Raw genomic sequence first — 21,835 nt, forward strand, 5'->3', positions numbered from 1 at the left:
TTCAGTATTCCTCTCCCACCCCCTTGTGGATGCGCCGAGGAGCGGAGGCCCAGACGGATCAGGGCAAAAACTTGTTTGAGCCGAAGGCGAGTTGTTTTTGACCCCGGCTGGACCGAGCACCGCAGGTTGCCCGTAGCGAAGCGCAGGGACGCAGGAACCAGGGTCGCCTTTTCTTTGGTGACTTTCTTTTGGCGAAGCAAAAGAAAGTTACTTGCATGCCGGGCAACCCCCGGCCAGCCACCCTTAGCAAAGACCACGCCCATAAAAACCAACCCAGCCTCAGCAAAGAGGGAATTGGAAGAGCCGTTATTGAGCCTTCCGCAAAGTCTCCACCACTGGCGTATTCAAAACCGACCTCAACCCCCACCACCCCGCCGCCAGCGCCAGCAAAGCCCCCGCCAGGCTGCCCACCAAAGGTACCGTCCACGAACCAGTCCAGCTGAAGTCAAACACAAACCTCGCCAAACCCCAGCCCACGGCCAACGCAACGATGGAAGCCAGAAAGCCAGCCAGCAAACCAACGCCCGCCAATTCAGCCCGCTGCACCTGCCGCAGCAGCGAAGCACGCGCACCCACGGCCCGCATGATGGCGAACTCGCGGGCGCGCTCTTCGCGCGTGGCGGTGATGGCGGCGAAGAGCACGACCAGGCCCGCGGCCAGCGTGAAGCCGAACAAAAATTCCACCGCACGTATCACCTGGTCAAGCACGCGCTGCACCTGCGCCAGCGTGCTGCTCATGTCGACATTGGTGATGTTGGGAAACGCCCTGACCAGCGTGTTGTCAAAACTCTGGGGCTGCGGCTGACCGGGTGCCACAGCGAGCGCCTCGGGTGCACGAAACGCGCTGATGAAGGACACAGGGACATCGGCAGGCAATTGCGCCACCGGGTACATCACAAAGAAATTGACGCGCATGGAACCCCAGTCGACCTTGCGCAGGCTGGTGATCTTCGCCTCGCTGAGCTGGCCGCCGATATCAAAGCGCAATGAATCGCCGAGCTTGAGGCCCAGTGTTTTGGCCAGGCCGTCTTCCACGCTCACGGCGTCTTTTTCACCGCCTGTCCAGCGCCCGCCGGTGACCTGGTTGTGACCGGGCATGTCGGCGCTGTTGGAAAGATTGAATTCGCGGTCCACCAGTCGTTTGGCGCGGTCGTCTTCAAAGTCGTCGGGCGTAACGGCCTTGCCGTTGACCGCCACCAGGCGGCCGCGGATCATGGGGTACCAATCGAACTTTTTTACGCCGCCGTCGCGCAGTGCTTTCTGGAAAGCCTCGCCCTGCTCCGGCTGCACGTTGATGACAAAACGGTTAGGCGCATCGGGCGGCGTCGCCTTGCGCCAGCTGCTGATGAGGTCGGTGCGCAGCAGCACGAGCAGCATCAGGGCCAGCAAGCCGACCGCAAGGGCGCTGGTCTGCACCACGGCATACATGGGCCGGGCAGACAGCTGCCGCGTGGCCAGCACCAGCCAGCGCGGGGCGGTGACTTCGTTGACGCTGGCGCGCAGCAGCTTGACGGCGGCAAAACTGGCCGCGGCGAACACCAGCACAGCGCCGGCAAAGCCGCCAACCGCAATCAGGCCCAGTTTCAAATCACTGCTGGCAGCGACCAGCAGGGCCGCAAAGCCGGCCACACCCACGCCCAGCACCGCCATTGACGCGGGTTTGAGGTTGCCGACGTCGCGGCGAATGACGCGCAGCGGCGGCACCTGCGCCAGCTGCAGCACCGGCGGCAGGCCAAAGGCCAGCAGCAGCGTCAGGCCCATGCCCATGCCGAACACGACGGGCCACCAGGTGGCCGCCGGCAACGCGGTTTCAACCAGCCCGGCCAGCAGCAGCACAAAGGCGTAATGCACGGCGAAACCCAGCGCCACGCCAAGCGCGCTGGCCAGCATACCGGCGACGACAAACTCAAAGGTGTAGGCCAGCGCAATGGTGCGCTGGGGCTGGCCCAGCACGCGCAGCATGGCGCAGTCGTCCAGATGCTTGGTGGCGAAACCGCGCGCGACGATGGCCACGGCCACCGCGCTCAGCAAGGCCGCCAGCAAGGCCACCAGGTTGAGGAATTTTTCGGCGCGGTCCAGCGTCTGCCGCATCTCGGGGCTGCCCGATTCGAGCGACTCCAGCCGCACGCCGCGAATGCCGGACTCAGCACCGGGTTTCTTGATCTCGTCGGCGGCCCACTTCACATAGGCCTTGACGGCCTTGTCGTCGCCGGCCACAGCAAAGCGGTAGTTGGTGCGGCTGGCGGGCTGGATCAGGTTGGTGGCGGCCACGTCGACCTGGTTGATCATCACGCGGGGAGAAAAGCTGATGAACCCGGCGCCGCGGTCGGGCTCCTGCACGATGACGCGGGTGACCTTGAAGCTGGCGTCGCCCATCAACAGGGCCTGGCCGAGCTTGAGGCCCAGCGCGTCGAGCAGCGAAGCGTCGGCCCAGGCCGTGCCGGGGGCCGGCACCTCCCGCGTGTCTTCGCCGGGGCCGTCCAGGCTGTCGGCGATTTTCATGCTGCCGCGCAGCGGATAACCTTCCGGCACCCCCTTGAAAGCCACCAGCTTGCTGGCGCCGCCATCAGCGTCGGTGGCGCGGCCCATGGTGGGAAAGGTGACGGTGGAGATGGCCTTCAGGCCCAGCGCCTGCGCCTTGGCAATGAAGGCTTCCGGTGTGATGCCGTCGCTGCGGATCACGGCGTCGCCGCCCAGCAGCTGACGGGCATCGCGTTGCAGGCCGCCCTTGAGGCGATCGGCAAAAAAACCGACCGCGGTGAGCGCAGCAACCGCCAGGGTCACCGCGACGATCAGGAGGCGCAGCTCGCCGGCGCGCAGATCACGCAACAGGGTTTTCCAGCCGAGCTTGAGGAAAAGGGTGTTCATGCGCAGACCATAACGCAAAGTCCGCATCCCGGCATCATGGCCGGGATTTGCCAGGGATTTAGCGGAGGGTTATGGAGACGTTTTGAAGCCGGGTCCCGCCACCACCGGGGCTGGAGCTGGGGCCGAAACCGGAGCGCCCGGCAAGGCATCCAGCCGCGGCTCCAGCGCGCGCAGCACGGGCCCGATGCCAGTTCCCGCCCTGATCTGCGGGTTGGAAAAGCCGTCATCCTTGCCGGCGTCGATTTCGCGCTGCCTGATCACCGGAACGGCACGGGAAAAAGCCTGCTCAAAAGAATGTGTCTTGCGCAACTGCTCGTCAAACATGGCGCGGCCGAAGAAGGTGAGTTCGGACAGGCGCCCACAACCGTAAGAGGTATGGGTGGCGTCGGCCGCCGTCATGACCAGGGTGGTGTCGCTGGCCAGCGCCTCGATCCAGCCGCCGGAATAGCAGGCCGATATCGCGATGACGCGGTGGCGGATACCGGCATTGTCGAGCGCCTCGCGCAGCTCGCCGGGACTGAGCGGGGGTACCTGCAGCGGCCAGTGGGAGGCGGCCAGCTTGAAGTCGCTGGCGCCGTGCGAAGTCATGTAGACCACCAGCACGTCGTTGTCGCGATCCATGCGCTGGGCCAGTGCGTCGATGGCGCGCTGCAAGTTCAGCGTGGTGGCCCAGGGATGGGTTTTCACGGTGCTGGCATGGTTGACCAGGTGCATCACGCGGCCTTCGGCATCGAAGCGATCGGCAAGCACACGGCTGACCATGCTGCTTTCCCGCAGGAACACATCTTCCGCGGCATAAGGAGCAAACACCAGGCCGTAGACGTCGGTGATACCGCGGCGCTGCGGCTCGATGGCGGCCATCGTCTTTTCCATCAGCGCCTGCTGCTCTTCAAAAACCTGCTGGCTCAGCTGCAGGCGGGGCCGGCTGTCTTCGGTGGCCTGGCTCGCGTAGTCCACCCCCCAGGTACGCGCCTCGAATTGCCAGGCGGACACGCCTGTGGTTGCCAGCAGGACCAGCGCAAATACGGCAGTCCGCCAGGTCCATCCGGCGAAACGCACGAAGAGGAAAAGGCTCACGCCAAGCGCCCAGGCTGTCACCGCCGCATACAACGCCCAGTAAAACCAGGGAGCGGAAAACACCGCCGCCTTGATCCAGCCGTGCGCAATCGCAGCAACCACGCCCTGGGCGAGCAGCACATTGGGCAGCCCCGCTGCCAGCCACAGCGCGAAAAAGGCCGCCACACCGCGAGGCGGTTGGCCACCGGGAGGTTGGTCGCCGGGAACGGGCTCGTCCGCTTCAGGGGCAGGCACAACTGCCGAAGCAGAAAAAGCCCACCACGCCAGGCCAACGCCCAACCCGATCGTCCACCATGTCGACAACCAGGCCTGCAGGTTAAACACCGCGGGGCCTGCAATTTCCAGCCGCATCAACGCAACTTCCATGGTTGCGGCCAGAATCACAATGCCCATCACCTGCAATGGCGTCGGTGTTTTCCCCGCCACGCGGACAGGCAGGAAAAACGCAGCACGAACTCCCTCCTGTATCCAGCGCAATGTGCTCAGCCGGCCAGAGGTATTGGGACGGCCGCAGTCCACCGGGCTCAGCAAGGGTTCCGGGATGCCAGGCGAGGTGTGTTGGACGTGGGCGTCGTGCATGGAGGCATCATGCCACGGCAGATTCAGGACTCAGCGCCCGCCATGCGAGGGCGGGGGCCAGCCAGTTCGGACTGCAGCTTGAGCCGCTGTGGGTTGGCATAGCAGACAAAGCGCTTGTTGGTGGCGCGGCCAATCGCACACAGGCCGACGGATTGCGCGACCTGGTGCCCCATCTGCGTGATGCCGCTGCGCGAGACCACGATGGGCACCCCCATCTGCGCGGACTTGATCACCATTTCGCTGGTGAGGCGGCCGGTGGTGTAGAAGACCAGTCCGTCCCAGCCGAGATCGGTCGACGAAGCACCGACCGCGGGCTCACCCTCTTCACCAGCCGGGGCCGCGGAACTGGCTTTGCCAGGCCGCAGGCGCAACGCCCCCTCGGGGGGCAGCGAGGACACGTCAGTGCCGAGCGTGGGGGCCACATTCTGCATGGACATCCAGCCAGCGATGGTGTCTATGGCGTTGTGGCGGCCCACGTCTTCCACGAAGAGCAGCATTTCAGGGTCGCCCGCCGTCATCGCAAACAATGCACACGCATGCACCGAGCCGGCGGATTTGTACGTGGTTTCCTTGAGCCGTATGGTGTTGACGAGGGAATACAACTGGGCCTGGGTGATGTGCGCATCTGCGGGCAGCACGATGCCGTCGACTTCGTCCATCAGGCCGCCAAACACACTGCCCTGCCCGCAACCCGTGGTGACCACACGGCGCGAGGTTTTCTCTTCAATGTCTTCAATGCCGTGGTGCGTCTTGACGGCGGCCGCGCCCACGTCCCAGTCGACGGTGATCGATTCGATATCGGCCACATCCTTGACCAGCCGCTGGTTGCGCAGGTAGCCGAGCACCAGCAGCTCAGGGTGAGCGCCCAGGGTCATGAGCGTCACAAGCTCGCGTTTGTCGACATACACGGTGAGGGCGCGCTCGGCGGGGATGGCGACCTTGTGCGTCTCGCCATATTCATTGACGGCATCAACCTCGCAGGTCAGGGGCGCCTGGGCGTTGGTCAGCCGGGGCAGGCGTGAGGGAAGAGATGTCGAGGCGGGCATGAGGGAAGACTACAACAAAAAAGCCGGCCCCTTGCGGAGTCGGCCTTTCGGGAAGTGGAATGAGCCTGGAAGTGGATCAGGACTTCTTGGCGGGGTTTCCAACCGCATCGGGCTGCTTGGTACTGGGCGGGCTGGTAGCGTTGCCTGCGGGTGAATGCGCGCCGGCCGCTTCGATCGGCTTTGCTGCAGGCGGGGTGTAGGCGAAGGGGCCGGGGTCCGCGCAAGCAGGTGCAGGCGTCGGCGGTTTTGTCTCTTTGCCGGTGGCCTTGGCCGTTTTGTAATAGCTGGCGGCGACCTTGTCTTGCGATTTGCACAGCTGGTAGGCCTCCAGCTTGCCGGTCCAGGCGGTCTTGGCGGCCGCTTCTGCGGCCTTGGCCTTGGCTTCGTCGCTCAGGGCGGGCAGTTTGGCCAGCGACGCGGCCGATGCGGCGGCCAGCAAGCTCATGATCAGAATTTTTTTCATGGGATTCCTCACTACAACTCTTCGGGGCTTATGCCTGCGCCGTCTGGCCGGGCGGGTCAACAGGCTTGCTGCGTTGGGCCGGAATGTTCCCGGCTTTGACATCGTCATACCAGTATTCGTGGTGCTCACGGGCCCAGGTCTCATCGACGTAACCTGTACGCATGGCCTTGTAGGCGCCCTGCATGCCGATGGTGCCGAGGTAGATATGGCCGAGGAACAAACACATCATGAGCACGGTGGCCACGGCGTGCACCATGTGTGCGACCTGCATCGTCGAGCGCTCATAGATCAGGCCGGGCAGCAGCTTGTCGAGCACAAAGCCCGACGACACCACCACGATGCCCAGGAAGAACACGCCGCCCCAGAAGATGAGTTTTTCGCCGGCGTTGAAACGGTTCGAAGGCGGTTCTTCGCCGCCCGTGATCAGGCCACCGCCTTTGGCCAGCCAGTGCAGATCGCCCTTTTGCGGCCAGTTGTCGCGCAGGAAGGTCAGGAACACGATCACCAGCGACACCGCGAACAGCGGGCCGGCAAAGTTGTGCATGGTCTTGAGGGTCCAGGTCAGCCAGCCGAAGAGCGCGCCACCAATGACGGGCAGCAGGAAGAATTTGCCGAATGCCATGACCAGGCCTGAGATGGCCAGGATGCAGAACGCAATCGCGTTGGACCAATGCGCGGCACGCTCAAACGGCGTGAAGCGCTCGATCTTGCGGCCGGTGTCGACGCCGTGGGTTTTGATCGAACCCTTGCTGAAGTAAAAAATCGCGATGGCCAACAGCACGATCAGGAACAGCGAGCCCCCATAGGGAATGATCCAGTTGTTGCGCACCTGTCGCCAGGCTTCGCCGGCGTTGGTCAGGCGTGAGCCGGGGTACTGCACAAAGGGCTGAATCAGGTTGCCGGCTTCGGGCGCTTCGCTCTTGGGCAGGCTGCTGTAGCCGGTGACGCCCTCGCCCACCTGGCGCCACATGGGCGCGTTGTTGCCCGGCTGCACTTTGGCGCGTTCACCATTGGTCTGCTTGGCGTAGTTGGGGTCGGCGCTGGCTTCGGGCTTGACCTCAAAGATGTTCTGGCCCTGGATGCCGCCGGTGGCAGCGGGAGCGGTGGCAGGCGCGGCGGTGGCCGGCGGAGCCGCAGGCGCTTGCGCACAGGCAAGTCCCGCCAGGCTGGCCGCTATGAAAAATATAGCTGGTCGCGCACAAAACATAAGGCCTCCGGTCACTATTTCGAGTTACCTGTCTTGGTGTACTCGTTCTGGCTGTTTTGTGCGCGGGCCTTGAGGCCTTGCTCCCAGCTGGTCTTGTCGCCGGCCTTCCAGCCTGGCGCCGCAAACTGGGTTTGCACGCCCTGGTAGGCGGCGCCGTCGCTTTTCACACCGCTGCCCAGGGTCTGCGGTTTTTCGCCGCAGGCCGACAAAGCCGACAAGGAGAGGGTCAAGACAAGAAGGCGCATCATGATTTGGCTCCTGCGGGCGGCTGGCCTGCCTGTTTGGATCCGTAGGCCGTGCCCCAGCCCCAGACTTCGGCGCCCTTGCCGCGTTGCACCACACGGTTGCGGAAGATGTCGGCGACCACATCGCCGTCGCCGGCGAGCAGGGCCTTGGTCGAGCACATTTCGGCGCAGGCCGGCAGCTTGCCTTCGGCCAGGCGGTTGCGGCCGTACTTTTCAAACTCGGCCTGGCTGCCGTTGACTTCAGGACCGCCGGCGCAGAAGGTGCATTTGTCCATCTTGCCGCGCACGCCAAACGTGCCGGCAGCCGGGAACTGCGGCGCGCCGAAGGGGCAAGCGTATGAGCAATAGCCGCAGCCAATGCAGACGTCCTTGTCATGCAACACCACGCCTTCTTCGGTGCGGTAAAAACAGTTGACGGGGCAGACAGCCATGCAGGGTGCGTCGCTGCAGTGCATGCAGGCCACCGAGATGGATTTTTCACCAGGGACACCGTCGTTGAGCGTGACCACGCGGCGGCGGTTCACACCCCACGGGACTTCATTTTCGTTTTTGCAGGCGGTGACGCAGCCGTTGCATTCGATGCAGCGCTCCGCATCACAAACAAATTTCATGCGTGCCATGACGTCTCCAGAGAAAACCGGTTGATCGGAAGCTTGCGCGGGGCTCTGCCCAAGCAGGGGCCGCGGAACCGGCTTTGCCGGGCCGCAGGCGCAGCGGCCCCCTCGGGGGGCAGCGCATTACACGAAGTGAAAAGCGTGGGGGTCATGTTTATGCCCTTTCGACGTTGCAGACCGTCGTTTTTGTTTCTTGCATCATCGTGACGCTGTCGTAGCCGTAAGTTGTTGCCGTGTTGATCGCCTCGCCGCGCACAACCGGTGCCGCGCCATTCGGGTAGTACGCCAGCATGTCGGCGCCTTGCCAGCGGCCCGAGAAGTGGAAAGGCATGAACACCGTGTCGGGCCCGACACGTTCGGTGACCAGGGCCTGTACGTTCAGGCGTGCGCCGGTGGGTGTGCTGACCCAGGCGCGTTCGCCATTGCGTATGCCTTTTTCGGCGGCGACCTTGGGGTTGATCTCGATGAACATCTCTTGCTGCAGCTCGGCCAGCCAGGGGTTGGAGCGGGTTTCTTCGCCGCCGCCTTCGTATTCCACCAGCCGGCCCGAGGTCATGATCAGCGGGAATTTCTCATGCACCTTGTCGGCGATGTTCTTTTGCTGGATGGTTTTGTACAGCGTGGGCAGGCGCCAGAAGGCTTTCTTGTCGTCGTGCGTCGGGTACTTGGCCATGAGGTCGGCCCGGTTGCCGTAAAGCGGCTCGCGGTGCTGCGGAATGGCGTCGGGGAAGTTCCAGACCACGGCGCGCGCCTTGGCATTGCCGAAAGGATGGCAGCCATGGTTCTTCATGACGACGCGGATCAGGCCTCCTGAGGAGTCGGTCTTCCAGTTCTTGCCTTCGGCGGCGGTTTTCTCGGCGTCGGTCAGCTCGTCCCACCAGCCGAGTTTTTTCACGAGCAGGTGATCGAACTCGGGGTAGCCGGTCTGGATGTCGGCGCCCTTGGAACAAGAGCCGTCTTCAGCCAGCAGGTTTTTGCCTTCGCGTTCCACGCCGAAGTTGGCGCGGAAGTTACCGCCGCCTTCCATCACGTGCTTGGAGGTGTCATACAGGTTGGGCGAGCCCGGGTGTTTCATCTCGGGCGTGCCGTAGCAGGGCCATGGCAGGCCGAAGTAATCACCCGTGGTGTCGTAGCCGGTTGCCTTGTCGACGCCGCCTTTGGACTTGAGGGTCTTGACGTCGAACAGGTGCATGTTGCGCATGTGCGCCTTGAGGCGCTCAGGGCTCTGGCCGGTGTAGCCGATGGTCCAGCAGGTCTTGTTGATCTCGCGCAGGATGTCTTCGGGCACGGGCTCGTCCATGCCCTTGACCTTTTGCATCTTGTAGTTCTTGGAGAGCTCTTTGGCAAAGCCGAGCTTTTCGGCGAACTGGTGCATGATCATGTGGTCGGTGCGGCTCTCCCAGAGCGGCTCGATCACTTTTTCGCGCCACTGGATGGAACGGTTGGAAGCCGTCACCGAGCCGCTGGTTTCAAACTGCGTGGCGGCCGGCAGCAGGTACACCGCGCGGTTGGGGTTGAGGTCTTCAGCCTTGCCGGGCATGGCCGCCATGGCGGCGGTGGCCGATGGATACGGGTCCACCACCACCAGCAGGTCCAGCTTGTCCATCGCGCGTTTCATTTCCAGGCCGCGCGTCTGTGAGTTGGGCGCGTGGCCCCAAAAGAAGACGCCGCGCAGGTTGGAGTCCTGGTCGATGAATTCGTTTTTCTCCATCACGCCGTCGATCCAGCGCGAGACCGTGATGCCGGGCTTGCCCATCATGGCGGCAGAGGCATAACGGCCCTTTATCCAGTCGAACTCGACGCCCCAGATTTTTGCGAAGTGCTTCCAGGAGCCCTCGGCCAGGCCGTAGTAACCGGGCAGCGAATCGGGGTTGGGGCCGACGTCGGTGGCGCCCTGCACGTTGTCGTGGCCGCGGAAAATGTTGGTGCCGCCGCCGGAAACACCGACATTGCCCAGCGCCAGCTGCAGGATGCACGAAGCACGAACCATGGCGTTGCCGATGGTGTGCTGGGTCTGGCCCATGCACCAGACAATGGTGGACGGCCGGTTCTTGGCCATCATCTCGGCAGCCATGTAGACACGCGCCTCGGGCACGCCACAGGCTTCTTCCACCTTGTCCGGCGTCCATTTGGCCAGCACATCTTCCTTGACCTTGTCCATGCCGTAGACACGGTCGTTGATGTACTTCTTGTCTTCCCAGCCGTTCTTGAAGATGTGATACAGCATGCCGAACAGGAAGGGGATGTCGGAGCCGGAGCGGATGCGGATGTATTCGTCGGCCTTGGCGGCGGTGCGGGTAAAGCGCGGATCGACCACGATCATCTTGCAGCCGGTTTCCTTGGCATGCAGCATGTGCAGCAGGCTGACGGGATGGGCCTCGGCCGCATTGGAGCCGATGTACAGGGCGACCTTGCTGTTTTGCATGTCGTTGTACGAATTGGTCATGGCGCCGTAGCCCCAGGTGTTGGCAACGCCGGCCACCGTGGTGGAGTGGCAGATGCGGGCCTGGTGGTCACAGTTGTTGCTGCCCCACAGGCTCATCCACTTGCGCAGCAGGTAGGCCTGCTCGTTGTTGTGTTTGGACGACCCCACCACATACACCGAGTCAGGGCCGCTGGCCTTGCGCAGCTCCAGCATGCGGTCGGTGATTTCCTTGAGGGCGACGTCCCAACTGATGCGCTCGTATTTGCCGTTCACCAGCTTCATCGGGTAGCGCAGGCGGTATTCGCCATGGCCGTGCTCGCGCAGGGCAGCACCCTTGGCGCAATGGGCGCCCAGGTTGATGGGAGAGTCGAACACCGGCTCCTGGCGGACCCAGACGCCGTTCTCAACCACCGCGTCTACAGCACAACCCACCGAGCAGTGGGTGCAAACGGTGCGCTTGACTTCGATCTTTCCCGTGCCGTCGCCGGCGCCCGGTGTGGCGGCCTTGGCTTTTTTGACCAGGGTTAATTGCGTAGCGGCCAGGCCGACGCCGACACCCAGGCCGGAGCGGCGCAGGAAGGCGCGGCGGTCCATGGTGGGCAGCGCATTGGACAGGCCCCGCGACAGGCTTTGCACAAAGCGCGCGGAACCCGCGCGATGCACGGGATGGACATCAGAAGATTTTTTCGTGAGCAGCATGAAGCTCTCCGTAGAAGGTGAAATCGGGGGCCGGTCGGGCTGAACTGGAAGCCAGGGCTACCTAGATGCGGGTGGTCTTGTAGTAGCGCTTGACGTGTTCCGAGAGGCTGTAGCCGCCGCCTTTTTCAGGGGCCGGCTTGGGCTCTGGAAGCTCGGCTTGAAGCGCAGGTGCGCCGGGCAAAGTGACGATGGCCGCGGCTGCCGCGCCCGTGGCGGCTGCGCCGAAAAAGAATCCCCTGCGTGAGGGTTTTGGCTGGCTGTCCTGCATGGTGATCTCCAGGGGAAGGCTTGCTGGCTATGTAACCGTTTGCATAGTACTGTAAGGCAGAGCGCTGCGCACCACAATGGTTAGCGCCGCTCAACGTCCAAGTCTAGGGAAAACGATAAGCGATCTTATTGTCAGACTCGGCGGCTATGGCCGGTTGGCCATTCAAAAGCTGTCTCATTTTGAGAAAAAAATTCATGCCCCCCGTCAGGCCAGCATGTCGAAGCCCTGCGCCTCAACACCGATGAAGGTCTGGGTAAAGGCCGCGAGAGCGGCATAAAAACGCGCCTTGGGATGCGCCGTGATGGCATCGCACATCAGCGGCACCCAGGGCTGGACATGGCGCGCGAAAAATTCGCGCTGCCGCGTGAGATTGGCGACCTCCACGTCGTCACCGGCAATCAGGTAGCGCATGACTTCGCACAGGTAGGCCACGTGGTCTTCGGTTTCGGGCATGGCCTCGTCACGCGCCAGGCCCAACGCGGCGATGTCGGTGCGCAAGGCCGCCAAAGGCTTCTCATTGAGGAAACCGCTGAGGTAGTGCGAACCAAAGAGGTACACCTCAGGCTTGCCAACGCCGCCGAACAGGGCATCATGCTCCCGCGTGACATCTGCAAGGCTCTGCGTGCGGGCGGCGGCCACGAGTTCGCTCCACGAACTTTCAAGCAACCCACCGGCGGCGGGCGCCTCCGTTACTGCAATGCGAAGGTTTTCATGCAGCTCCGCGGAGGGCGCGGCGTAGTAAAGGGCGGCCAGCACGCCATAGACTTCGGCTCGCGCGGTTTCTTCGTCCAGGGTGGAGGCGGTGAGTTGGGCTTGCGTCATGGTGGCGTCTGGAGTCGGGAAGCTGTTGCTCACCGGATGTCCGTGATTTTCAGTTCGTTATCGGCGGAATAGATGTCGATGACGCGGCAGTCACTGCACATCTTGAGCCGGTCGGCGGCCGCACCCTGGAACATCGCGTGCCCCGCAAGCTTGCCCAGCATGGACTCGATGGCCTTGAGCGTGCCGAAGGGTTTGCTGCAGCGTATGCACTGGTAGGGCTGGCTCTCGTTGAGCACACGCGCCTCTTTGCGTAGCGGTGTGAGCAACAGGCGCGGCTGCAGCGTGATGGCATCCTCGGGACAAGTGGTGGCGCACAGGCCGCACTGTACGCAGTTTTTTTCGATGAACTTGAGCTGCGGGCGGTCGGGATTGTCTTGCAGTGCGCTGGCGGGGCACGCGCTCACACAGCTCAGGCACAGCGTGCAGGTGTCTGCGTTGACGGTCAGGCTGCCGAAGGGCGAGCCCTTGGCGGGCAGCGTAATCGCTTCGGGCAGGGCGGCGGGCGCCTGGCTCATGAGGTGGTCCAGCGCCATGTCCAGTGTGCTGCGTTTTTCTTGCGCCACCGCAAAGCGCGCCACAGCGGCGGGCACTGCAGGGCGGCCGCGCGCCAGCGTTTGCAGGCTGGCGTCCAGCCCGGCAATGGCATCAGCGCCCTCCCCGGCTTGCACCAAATGAAGGTGCACGCCGGCATAGCCCAGGCCATTGAGCAGGGTTTGCGCCACGTGCATTTGCTCGGCCAGGCCTTCAAGATAGGCGGGAGCTTCTTCACGCGTTACCAGCACCGCCACTTGCGACGCACCGAATGCGATGGCGCTGAGCCACAAGTCCAGGCCCACGCTGGCCGTGTGCCATAGCGCCTGCGGGATCACATTGGCCGGCACACCCCGCACGGTTTTTTGCAGCCGCGCAGCGCGGCCCAGAGCCTCGACCGCCTGCTGGCCGCTGTCCTGGCTGTGAAACAGCAGCACCGGTTGCGTGCCGCCGGCTTTGGCGTACGCCGACAACAGGGTCTTGATGCGAACGCCCTGCTCGCTGGCACGCGGGTAGGCGTAGGTGAGCGCGCCTGTCGGGCACACCGTGGTGCACGCGCCGCAACCCACACACAGGTTGGGGTTGACGACGATCTGCTGCCGGCTTTTTTCGCTGCTGACGGCGCCGGCCGAGCAGATGTCGATGCAGGCGTTGCAACCCACGGTTTCGTTGCGGCTGTGGGCACAGAGTTTTTGTTTATAGGCAAAAAATTTGGGCTTTTCAAACTCGCCCACCATGTCGCGCAGCTTGACCACGGTGGCCAGCAAGCCGGGTGAGGCGAGGCCGGCGGAGGCATTCAGGGCGAAGTAGCCTTGCGGTGGCGCATGCAGCGCGACCAGCGGTTTGGCGCCGAGGTCGAGCACCAGGTCAAATGCTTCCGTGAGTGTTTGCGGCGAGCGGTTGAAGTCAATGGCACCGGCCACCTTGCATACGGCCACACAATCACGGTGGGATGTGCATTTGGCCGCGTCAACCTGGTAGCTCAGGTCGATGGCGCCTTCGGGGCACACGGCGACGCAGGCATTGCATCGTGTGCAAAGGTCCAGGTCGATAGCGTTGGTCTTGTCCCAGCTCGCCTCAAACGCACCCAGCCAGCCTTTGAGCGCGAGCCGCTCACCGCTGATCACAGGATATTTGCGTTCTTGCGAGGGAAACCCGGTCTGCGCCTGGGACGAAACGCCCTGGGCGAAGATGGTCACGTCCAGCGTGTCAGCCACAAGGGCCGCCACCTGCTCGGCCTGGTCGATCGCACCCACGATGAGCAGGCGCCCGGCACTTTTGTAGGTGACGGTGGACACCGGCTCTGCGTCTGGTAAATGGGCCGCGGCCAGCAGAGCCGCGATTTTTGGCGTGGCGCTGACAGCGTCTTTGCTCCAGCCGCCGGTCTCGCGGATATTGACGAACTTCACCACCGAGGTGACGCCCTGGGTCTGCTCACCCACTTCGGCAAAGAGCCGCTTCTCCTGGGTGCAGGCTACGACAACATCGTCGCCGGACTGCGCGGCCTTCTGGAAGGCGCCCACCTCGCGGCGGCACAGCGCCGAATGCAGCGTCAGGGTCTCGTTAAGTGCCGTGCCCAGCGCCTGTGGCTGGAGCGGCATGGTCTGGTTGCAATCGCAAATCAGTGTGGGCATGGTCTTCTTGGCTGGCACCGGCCGGGTCGGGCTGGGATTGGCTGGTTGATAAAGCGCCTGGCGTTTGCGATGGGGCTATGTCTGGATTTTCATAGGACTGTGCCACGGTTTCGCCCGTGGGGTTATTGGCGCTTTCCCGTGGCAGGTTGACGGGGTCGTCTTGCGGGCCGGCAGCCTTCGCTTGGTCTTCGCCTGCCGCGTCCTCCGCGCTGCTTTTGTTTTTCTCTTTCTCTTTGTCCTCGTCGTCATCAAAGAGATTGAGAAACTTCGCACTCGTCATCTGCCGCAGCATGGCCTCGGGGATGGGGTCGGACTTGGAATAGTCGTCGATGTAGATGTCCAGGCCGTCCATCACATTGAAATGCGGGTCGGCAAAGAGTTGCTTCATGGCCGCGTTACGCACGTCGGGCGTCACATCGCCGGCCATAAAGGGCTTGAAGTCGGAATCTTTGGTGAGCAGCCTGGCGTCGGCCAGCGTGAGCGCTTGCTTTTCCGGCGGATTTTCCGGTGATTTTTGCGCCGGTTCCCGGGGCGTCTGGACTTGCAGGGCGGGCGCGTTGGCATCCGTTGCCGGTGCGGCCACAACCGGCTCATCCAGTGGTTTGCCCAGCACAGCGTCGGCCTTGCGGCGGGACCATCGCCCCAAAAAGCCCTTCGGTTCGTCAGCCATGCTGGCCTCCGCCGGTTTTCTTTTCCGTGCTGACCCGCGCCGGATTGCCGAAGCGGTCCGTCAGCGGCTTAAAGCTTTGCGGGCGCTGCCGGCGCTTGGCTTCTATGACGTAGTGCTGATCTACAAACTGCTGCAGCCACTGCACGACCCGCGGCGGCGCGGGCACCTGCTCGACTGTTTCCTGCGCATCCAGCCAGCGCCCGGCATCGTGGTAACTCAGGGTGACGATTTGCGGAACTGCAATGGGTTCTTCGGCCAACAGGGCTTCTTCTTCCATGCGCCAGACCACCCAGAAGCAGGGCTGCGCGGTGGTGACGTTGAGGTAGTAGCCTTCACCGTCGTCGGTGAACAGCTCGACCTTGAAGCCGGGGTGCAACCAGCGCTCTTCGCGCTGGTCTTTGAGCAGCAGGCGCGGCGCGGCGCCAAAACCGTCTTCGTGCGGCACGATTTCATCCAGCGACCAGCGCCAGGGCTGCCAGCGGTTGTCGATGCGCTCGCGGCGCATGACAACGGCCACCGCGGTGCACGGCCGGTGCAGCGTGGCGTCTGTTTCAGGGGACTGCAGCAGGAAATCCGACATGCCCGCAGTGTACGGCGGGCAAAGCGGACCGTTCGCAATAACCCTATCCCCAATAAACCTCTAGACCAGCAAGGACCGGTGTTCCAGGGCGGCACGACGCACCACGTCGCTGATCCCGTCGCCGCCGTTACCTTCTATCAACTCCAGCAGTGCCTTGCGCATGCGGGGGTCCCAGAATTTCTTGAGGTGCATGGCCAGTTCCTGCAGGGCTTCCGTGCGGTCAGGCATGGTTTCAAAGAAGGCGCCGATCTGGTTGACCATGCGAATCAGGTTGTCGTTGTTCACAGGAGGTACTCCAGGTTGACACGCTCTTTGTGGCTGTACACGGAAAGATCTTCCCCGCGCACAAAGCCCAGAAGCGCCACGCCGGCGGTTTGCGCCACATCAATCGCCAGGCCGGTCACCCCCGACACAGCCGCCAGCAGTGTCACGCCGGCCATGGCAGTTTTGTGCACCATCTCGTAGCTGGCGCGGCTGGTGACGACGATAAAACCTTCATTGACCTTGACACGGCCGCGCTGCAAGGCGCCTGTCAGTTTGTCCAGCGCGTTGTGCCTGCCGACGTCTTCACGCAGCACCACGATGCCGCCGCCCGCATTGCACCAGGCGGCCGCATGGGTGGCACCGGTGGCGCTGAGCAGTAACTGCTGCTCGCGCAAGTTGATCAGGGCACGGGTGATGGCGCCCGCTTCAAACTCCGCGCCGCCGTGCAGGCGCGGCGGCAGGCGCACCGCATGCGCCAGGCTTTCGGTGCCGCACAGGCCGCAGCCCGTACGGCCGGTCATGCTGCGGCGGCGGTCTTTCAGGCGGGCAAAGCACGATGCCGCGATGCTCAGGTGCAGCGTCTCCCCTTGCTCACTGCTGGTCTGTTCAATGTCGTGAATCTGCGTGTAGTCGTCCACGATGCCTTCGGTGACGGAAAAGCCGAAGGCAAAGTCTTCGAGGTCGGAGGGGCTGGCCAGCATCACGGCGTGCGAGATGCCGTTGTACTCCAGCGCCACAGGCACCTCTTCGGCTACCCAGTCCGACCGGTCAAACGGGCGATGTGCCCGCACCCCCGTCACAGGGGCTTCACGGCAACCTTCAACCACCTGCATGAGCTGCCTCCGCTGCACCGGCAAGCGGACCGCCCGCCGGTTGTGACGCCGCATCCAGCAACTGCAGTTGCTGCTTGTTGAAGCGCGAGTAGGATTTTTGCCATTCCGACGGCTGCGCCACCGGCATAACCTGCACCGCAGTGACCTTGTATTCCGGGCAGTTGGTGGCCCAGTCGGAGCTGTCGGTGGTGATGACGTTGGCGCCCGATTCGGGGAAGTGGAAGGTGGTGTAGACCACGCCCGGCTGCATGCGTTCGGTGACCACCGCGCGCAGCACGGTCTGGCCGGCGCGGCTTTCAATGCCCACCCAGTCGTCAGGCTTGATGCCCCGGTCTTCCGCGTCGTGCGGATGGATCTCCAGCCGATCTTCGCTGTGCCACTGGTTGTTGTCGGTGCGGCGCGTCTGGGCGCCCACGTTGTACTGCGACAAGATGCGGCCGGTGGTGAGCAGCAGCGGGAATTTGCGCGTGACCTTTTCATCCGTGGCGACGTACTGCGTGATGATGAAGCGGCCTTTGCCGCGCACAAACTTGTCCTTATGCATGAACTCGGTGCCGAGCTCTGCCGTGTCTTCGTTGCAAGGCCACTGCACGCTGCCGTGCTTTTCGATCTTGGCAAAGGTCACGCCGCGGAAAGTCGGCGTCAGCGCCGCGATCTCGGCCATGATGTCGCGCGGATGCACGTACTTCATCGGATAGCCCAGCGCATTGGAGAGCTTGACGGTGACTTCCCAGTCGGCCAGGCCTGCCTTGGGTGGCATGACCTTGCGCACGCGCGAGATGCGCCGCTCGGCATTGGTGAAAGTGCCGTCTTTTTCCAGGAAAGAAGAGCCCGGCAGGAACACGTGGGCGTACTTGGCGGTTTCGTTCAGGAAGATGTCCTGCACGACGATGCACTCCATCGACGTAAGCGCCTTGGCCACGTGCTGTGTGTCGGGGTCGGACTGCACGATGTCTTCGCCCTGGCAATACAGGCCCAGGAAGCTGCCGGCCACGGCCGCATCAAACATGTTCGGGATGCGCAGGCCGGGCTCTTCATTGAGCGTCACGCCCCAGGCCGTTTCGAATTCGGCGCGCACCGTGCTGTCGGACACGTGGCGGTAGCCCGGCAGTTCATGCGGGAAGGAACCCATGTCACAGGCGCCCTGCACATTGTTCTGGCCGCGCAGCGGGTTCACACCCACACCTTCGCGGCCCACATTGCCGGTGGCCATGGCCAGGTTGGCAATGCCCATGACCATGGTCGATCCCTGTGCGTGCTCCGTCACGCCCAGGCCGTAGTAAATGGCAGCATTGCCGCCTGTGGCGTAGAGGCGGGCGGCTGCGCGAACGTCTGCCGCGGGCACGCCGGTGACGGCTTCCATGGCTTCAGGAGAATTGTCGGGGCGGGCCACAAACTCGCGCCATTCGCGGAATGACTTTTCGTCGCAGCGCTCGGCAATATAGTCGTCGGCCAGCAGGCCTTCCGTCACCACCACATGGGCCAGCGACGAGATCATGGCCACGTTGGTGCCGGGTCGCAACTGCAGGTGAAACTCAGCCTCCACGTGCGGGGAACGCACGATGTCGATCTGGCGCGGATCCACCACGATCAGCCGTGCGCCTTCTCGCAGGCGCTTTTTCATGCGCGAGGCAAACACCGGGTGGCCATCGGTCGGGTTAGCGCCGATGATCAGGATCACGTCGGCCTTTTCAACCGACTTGAAGGTCTGTGTGCCGGCGGAGGTGCCGTAGGTCTGGCTCAGTCCGTAACCGGTGGGCGAATGGCAGACGCGGGCGCAGGTGTCGACGTTGTTGTTGCCGAAAGCGGCGCGCACCAGCTTTTGCACCAGGTAGGTTTCTTCATTGGTGCAGCGCGACGAGGTGATGCCGCCAATCGAATCCTTGCCATGTTTGGCCTGGATGCGGCGGAACTCGCTGGCGGCGTAGTTGATGGCTTCGTCCCAGCTCACTTCCTGCCACGGGTCGCTGATGTTCTTGCGGATCATCGGCTTGGTGATGCGGTCCTTGTGGGTGGCGTAGCCCCAGGCAAAGCGGCCCTTCACGCAGGCGTGACCTTCGTTGGCCTTGCCGTCTTTCCACGGCACCATGCGCACCACTTCATTGCCCTTCATCTCGGCCTTGAAGGCGCAGCCCACGCCGCAGTAGGCGCAGGTGGTGATCTTGTTGTGCTCGGGCTGGCCCAGCATGATCACGGTTTTTTCCTGCAGTGTGGCAGTGGGGCAGGCCTCGACGCAGGCGCCGCAGCTCACGCATTCGGATTCCATGAAGGGCTGGTCTTGTCCCGGCGACACGCGCGACTCAAAGCCGCGGCCGCTGATGGTCAGTGCAAACGTACCCTGGGTTTCTTCGCAGGCGCGCACGCAGCGGTTGCACACAATGCATTTGGAAGCGTCGTAGCTGAAATAAGGGTTGGAGTTGTCGATTGCCGGTTTGCTCTCGTTGCGGAAGTGGTTGGCGCCTTCCATGCCGTAACGCACTTCGCGCAACCCGGTCACGCCGGCCATGTCCTGCAGCTCACAGTTGCCGTTGGCCGAACAGGTCAGGCAGTCCAGCGGGTGGTCGGAGATATACAGCTCCATCACGCCCTTGCGCAGCTCCTGCAGGCGGGGCGACTGCGTGCGCACTTTCATGCCGGCTTCTGCCGGTGTGGTGCAAGAGGCCGGAAAACCCTTGCGCCCGTCAATTTCCACCATGCACAGGCGGCAGGAGCCAAACGGCTCCAGGCTGTCGGTGGCGCAGAGCTTGGGCACCTGGATGCCTGCGTCGACCGCCGCTCGCATGAGCGAGGTGCCCGCGGGAACCGTGACGCTTTCGCCGTCGATCTCGAGCGTGACTTCCTGCATGGACTCGCGTTTGGGGGTGCCGTAGTCGGTTTCTTTGAGGTGTTCGAGCATGAAAGTCTCCTGTCCGTCTTGTGGGGGTGCTGCCGTTTCTGTCGATTCAGGCTGCTTTGCGGTCCGGCACAGTCATGCCAAAGTCCTGCGGGTAATGGTCCAGTGCCGAAAGCACCGGGAAAGGCGTCATGCCGCCCATGGCGCACAGCGAGCCGTGAACCATGGTGTCGCACAGGTCGCGCAGCAGCTTGATCTGCTGCGGGCGCTGCTCCCCTGGGCCGTTGGCGATGCGGTCAATCACTTCCACGCCGCGTGTGGAGCCAATGCGGCACGGCGTGCATTTGCCGCAGGACTCAATCGCGCAAAACTCCATGGCGTAGCGCGCCAGGCTGGCCATGTCGGCCGTGTCGTCATGCACCACGATGCCGCCGTGGCCCACCACCGCGCCCACGGCCGCATAGGCCTCATAGTCGAGCGGCGTGTCCCACTGCGATTCAGGCACATAGGCGCCCAGCGGGCCGCCGACCTGCACCGCCTTGATAGGCCGGCCCGAGGCCGAACCGCCGCCGTAGTCGTACATCAGCTCGCGCAAAGTCACGCCGAAGGCTTTTTCGACCAGGCCGCCAAACCTGATGTTGCCGGCCAGCTGGATGGGCAAGGTGCCCCTGGAGCGGCCTACGCCGTAGTCTTTGTAAAAGGTTGCGCCGCGCGACAGGATGATGGGCACGGAGGCAAAGGTGATGACGTTGTTGATCACGCTCGGCTTGCCGAACAGGCCCTGGATGGCGGGAATCGGTGGCTTGGCGCGCACGATGCCGCGTTTGCCTTCGATGCTTTCCAGCATGGCGGTCTCTTCGCCGCAGACGTACGCGCCAGCCGCCTTGCGTACATGCAGGTGAAAGCTGTGGCCCGAGCCGAGGATGTTGGCGCCCAAAAAACCAGCCGCTTCAGCCACCGTGATGGCCTCGCGCATGGTCGCCACCGCGTGCGAGTATTCGGAACGGATGTAGACATAGCCCTGCGTGGCGCCGGTGGCAATCGCGGCAATCGTCATCCCTTCGATCAACATGAAGGGGTCACCCTCCATGGTCATGCGGTCGGAGTAAGTGCCCGAGTCGCCCTCGTCCGCATTGCAGACCACATACTTTTGCGTGGCTTTGAGGCCCGCCACGGTTTTCCATTTGATGCCCGCGGGAAACGCCGCGCCGCCGCGCCCGCGCAGGCCGGCGTCGAGCACCTGCTGCACGATCTCTGTGGCGGGAATCTCCAGCGCACGGCGCAAGCCGGCATAGCCTTCATGCGTTTCGTAGTCTGCCAGCGACAGCGGGTCCGTTATGCCCATGCGGGCAAAGGTCAGGCGCTCCTGCCTTTTCAGATACGGAATCTCTTCGGTGAGGCCCAGTTGCAACACGTGGACACCGCCCACCTGAAAACCGGCATCAAAAAGGCCGGCCACGTCTTCAACTTCCACCGGCCCGTAGGCGATGCGGCCTGCGCCGGTCTGCACTTCGACCATGGGCTCCAGCCAGAACAGGCCACGGGAGCCATTGCGCACCAGCTCAATGCCGATACCACGCTTTGAAGCCTCGGCGGTGATGGCTGCTGCGACCTCGTCAGCGCCCGCCGCCAGCGCAGCGGAGTCACGGGGCACGTAAATCTTGATGCTCATGCGGCGCTCCCGGCTTGCGCCACCAGGCGGTCGAATTTTTCGATCCCGACGCGGGCATGGACCTTGTCGTCCAGCGTCATCGCGGGGGACTGTGCGCACAGGCCCAGGCAGTACACCGGCTCGACCGTGAACGCGCCGTCTTTGGTGGGGCCGTGGCCGTCGCTGCCCAGGTGAGAGCAGGCATGTGACCACAGGGCGTCGGAGCCCATGGCCTTGCAGCTCTCGGCGCGGCAGATCTGCACCACATGCCGGCCTGGCGGCTCGGAGCGGAAGTAGTGGTAATACGTCACCACGCCATGCACTTCCGCCCTGGAAAGGTTCAGGGCTTCGGCGATGGGCGGTACAGCCTCGGACGGGATATAACCCAGCGCGTCCTGAATGCCGTGCAGGATCGGCATCAAGGCGCCGGGCATGTGCCTGGTCGACGCAATGACGCGTTCGACGGCCTGGCTTGCAACTTCATTCATCGTGTGGACCCCTATCTCTGTCTATGCACAAAGTATGT

Annotated in this window: 18 protein-coding genes; all 18 read right to left on the reverse strand. The window is 63.5% G+C overall.

What is annotated here, in order from left to right:
• Positions 1-306 precede the first annotated feature (306 nt).
• A complete protein-coding gene (locus tag AC1D13_RS17300; protein ID WP_477689995.1) occupies positions 307-2,868 on the reverse strand; it encodes an ABC transporter permease in 2,562 nt (853 codons plus the stop codon).
• 69 nt (positions 2,869-2,937) lie between these two features.
• Complete coding sequence (locus AC1D13_RS17305) at positions 2,938-4,524, reverse strand: C13 family peptidase (RefSeq protein WP_477689996.1); 1,587 nt, start codon at positions 4,522-4,524, stop codon at positions 2,938-2,940.
• Positions 4,525-4,547: 23 nt separating this feature from the next.
• Entirely contained in the window at positions 4,548-5,570 is a 1,023-nt protein-coding gene (locus AC1D13_RS17310; RefSeq protein ID WP_477689997.1) for a formate dehydrogenase accessory sulfurtransferase FdhD, read from the reverse strand.
• 76 nt (positions 5,571-5,646) lie between these two features.
• Positions 5,647-6,033, reverse strand: a complete 387-nt coding sequence (locus AC1D13_RS17315) for a hypothetical protein (protein WP_457279595.1) — start codon at positions 6,031-6,033, stop codon at positions 5,647-5,649.
• 28 nt (positions 6,034-6,061) lie between these two features.
• The gene (locus AC1D13_RS17320; RefSeq protein WP_457279596.1) at positions 6,062-7,240 is read right to left on the reverse strand and encodes a formate dehydrogenase subunit gamma; all 1,179 of its coding nucleotides are present in this window, start codon (positions 7,238-7,240) and stop codon (positions 6,062-6,064) included.
• A gap of 14 nt (positions 7,241-7,254) precedes the next feature.
• Positions 7,255-7,488, reverse strand: a complete 234-nt coding sequence (locus tag AC1D13_RS17325) for a hypothetical protein (protein WP_457279597.1) — start codon at positions 7,486-7,488, stop codon at positions 7,255-7,257.
• On the reverse strand, positions 7,485-8,105 hold the full coding sequence (gene fdh3B, locus AC1D13_RS17330) for a formate dehydrogenase FDH3 subunit beta (protein ID WP_457279598.1): 621 nt from the start codon (positions 8,103-8,105) through the stop codon (positions 7,485-7,487). Before fdh3B ends, AC1D13_RS17325 begins: the two co-directional genes overlap by 4 nt.
• A 148-nt stretch (positions 8,106-8,253) precedes the next feature.
• Positions 8,254-11,223 (reverse strand): formate dehydrogenase subunit alpha, encoded by a 2,970-nt coding sequence (locus tag AC1D13_RS17335; RefSeq protein WP_457279599.1) that lies wholly within the window; start codon positions 11,221-11,223, stop codon positions 8,254-8,256.
• Positions 11,224-11,284: 61 nt separating this feature from the next.
• Positions 11,285-11,491: a formate dehydrogenase gene (locus AC1D13_RS17340; RefSeq protein ID WP_477689998.1), complete on the reverse strand. Its 207-nt coding sequence runs from the start codon at positions 11,489-11,491 to the stop codon at positions 11,285-11,287.
• A 204-nt stretch (positions 11,492-11,695) separates the two neighbouring features.
• Entirely contained in the window at positions 11,696-12,313 is a 618-nt protein-coding gene (locus tag AC1D13_RS17345; protein WP_457279809.1) for a TorD/DmsD family molecular chaperone, read from the reverse strand.
• A gap of 29 nt (positions 12,314-12,342) precedes the next feature.
• The gene (locus AC1D13_RS17350; RefSeq protein WP_457279601.1) at positions 12,343-14,478 is read right to left on the reverse strand and encodes a 4Fe-4S dicluster domain-containing protein; all 2,136 of its coding nucleotides are present in this window, start codon (positions 14,476-14,478) and stop codon (positions 12,343-12,345) included.
• A complete protein-coding gene (locus AC1D13_RS17355; RefSeq protein ID WP_457279602.1) occupies positions 14,408-15,148 on the reverse strand; it encodes a DUF3306 domain-containing protein in 741 nt (246 codons plus the stop codon). The genes AC1D13_RS17350 and AC1D13_RS17355 overlap by 71 nt, the downstream gene beginning before the upstream one ends.
• Positions 15,141-15,728: a DUF3305 domain-containing protein gene (locus AC1D13_RS17360; protein WP_477689999.1), complete on the reverse strand. Its 588-nt coding sequence runs from the start codon at positions 15,726-15,728 to the stop codon at positions 15,141-15,143. Before AC1D13_RS17360 ends, AC1D13_RS17355 begins: the two co-directional genes overlap by 8 nt.
• A gap of 60 nt (positions 15,729-15,788) precedes the next feature.
• The gene (locus AC1D13_RS17365; RefSeq protein WP_477648462.1) at positions 15,789-16,013 is read right to left on the reverse strand and encodes a formate dehydrogenase subunit delta; all 225 of its coding nucleotides are present in this window, start codon (positions 16,011-16,013) and stop codon (positions 15,789-15,791) included.
• Complete coding sequence (fdhD, locus tag AC1D13_RS17370; RefSeq protein ID WP_477666107.1) at positions 16,010-16,825, reverse strand: formate dehydrogenase accessory sulfurtransferase FdhD; 816 nt, start codon at positions 16,823-16,825, stop codon at positions 16,010-16,012. Before fdhD ends, AC1D13_RS17365 begins: the two co-directional genes overlap by 4 nt.
• Complete coding sequence (gene fdhF / locus AC1D13_RS17375) at positions 16,812-19,721, reverse strand: formate dehydrogenase subunit alpha (protein WP_477666106.1); 2,910 nt, start codon at positions 19,719-19,721, stop codon at positions 16,812-16,814. Before fdhF ends, fdhD begins: the two co-directional genes overlap by 14 nt.
• Before the next feature lie 46 nt (positions 19,722-19,767).
• Positions 19,768-21,330 (reverse strand): formate dehydrogenase beta subunit, encoded by a 1,563-nt coding sequence (locus tag AC1D13_RS17380; protein ID WP_477666105.1) that lies wholly within the window; start codon positions 21,328-21,330, stop codon positions 19,768-19,770.
• Positions 21,327-21,797: a formate dehydrogenase subunit gamma gene (locus AC1D13_RS17385; RefSeq protein WP_477666104.1), complete on the reverse strand. Its 471-nt coding sequence runs from the start codon at positions 21,795-21,797 to the stop codon at positions 21,327-21,329. The genes AC1D13_RS17380 and AC1D13_RS17385 overlap by 4 nt, the downstream gene beginning before the upstream one ends.
• Positions 21,798-21,835: the final 38 nt, after the last annotated feature.

It is taken from the genome of Polaromonas sp. P1_E12, assembly GCF_056405975.1.

Coding starts and splice junctions, on each gene's coding strand:
- AC1D13_RS17300 (WP_477689995.1), bottom strand. CDS start 2,868: ATGAACACCCTTTTCCTCAAGCTCGGCTGGAAAACCCTGTTGCGTGAT.
- AC1D13_RS17305 (WP_477689996.1), bottom strand. CDS start 4,524: ATGCACGACGCCCACGTCCAACACACCTCGCCTGGCATCCCGGAACCC.
- AC1D13_RS17310 (WP_477689997.1), bottom strand. CDS start 5,570: ATGCCCGCCTCGACATCTCTTCCCTCACGCCTGCCCCGGCTGACCAAC.
- AC1D13_RS17315 (WP_457279595.1), bottom strand. CDS start 6,033: ATGAAAAAAATTCTGATCATGAGCTTGCTGGCCGCCGCATCGGCCGCG.
- AC1D13_RS17320 (WP_457279596.1), bottom strand. CDS start 7,240: ATGTTTTGTGCGCGACCAGCTATATTTTTCATAGCGGCCAGCCTGGCG.
- AC1D13_RS17325 (WP_457279597.1), bottom strand. CDS start 7,488: ATGATGCGCCTTCTTGTCTTGACCCTCTCCTTGTCGGCTTTGTCGGCC.
- fdh3B (WP_457279598.1), bottom strand. CDS start 8,105: ATGGCACGCATGAAATTTGTTTGTGATGCGGAGCGCTGCATCGAATGC.
- AC1D13_RS17335 (WP_457279599.1), bottom strand. CDS start 11,223: ATGCTGCTCACGAAAAAATCTTCTGATGTCCATCCCGTGCATCGCGCG.
- AC1D13_RS17340 (WP_477689998.1), bottom strand. CDS start 11,491: ATGCAGGACAGCCAGCCAAAACCCTCACGCAGGGGATTCTTTTTCGGC.
- AC1D13_RS17345 (WP_457279809.1), bottom strand. CDS start 12,313: ATGACGCAAGCCCAACTCACCGCCTCCACCCTGGACGAAGAAACCGCG.
- AC1D13_RS17350 (WP_457279601.1), bottom strand. CDS start 14,478: ATGCCCACACTGATTTGCGATTGCAACCAGACCATGCCGCTCCAGCCA.
- AC1D13_RS17355 (WP_457279602.1), bottom strand. CDS start 15,148: ATGGCTGACGAACCGAAGGGCTTTTTGGGGCGATGGTCCCGCCGCAAG.
- AC1D13_RS17360 (WP_477689999.1), bottom strand. CDS start 15,728: ATGTCGGATTTCCTGCTGCAGTCCCCTGAAACAGACGCCACGCTGCAC.
- fdhD (WP_477666107.1), bottom strand. CDS start 16,825: ATGCAGGTGGTTGAAGGTTGCCGTGAAGCCCCTGTGACGGGGGTGCGG.
- fdhF (WP_477666106.1), bottom strand. CDS start 19,721: ATGCTCGAACACCTCAAAGAAACCGACTACGGCACCCCCAAACGCGAG.
- AC1D13_RS17380 (WP_477666105.1), bottom strand. CDS start 21,330: ATGAGCATCAAGATTTACGTGCCCCGTGACTCCGCTGCGCTGGCGGCG.
- AC1D13_RS17385 (WP_477666104.1), bottom strand. CDS start 21,797: ATGAATGAAGTTGCAAGCCAGGCCGTCGAACGCGTCATTGCGTCGACC.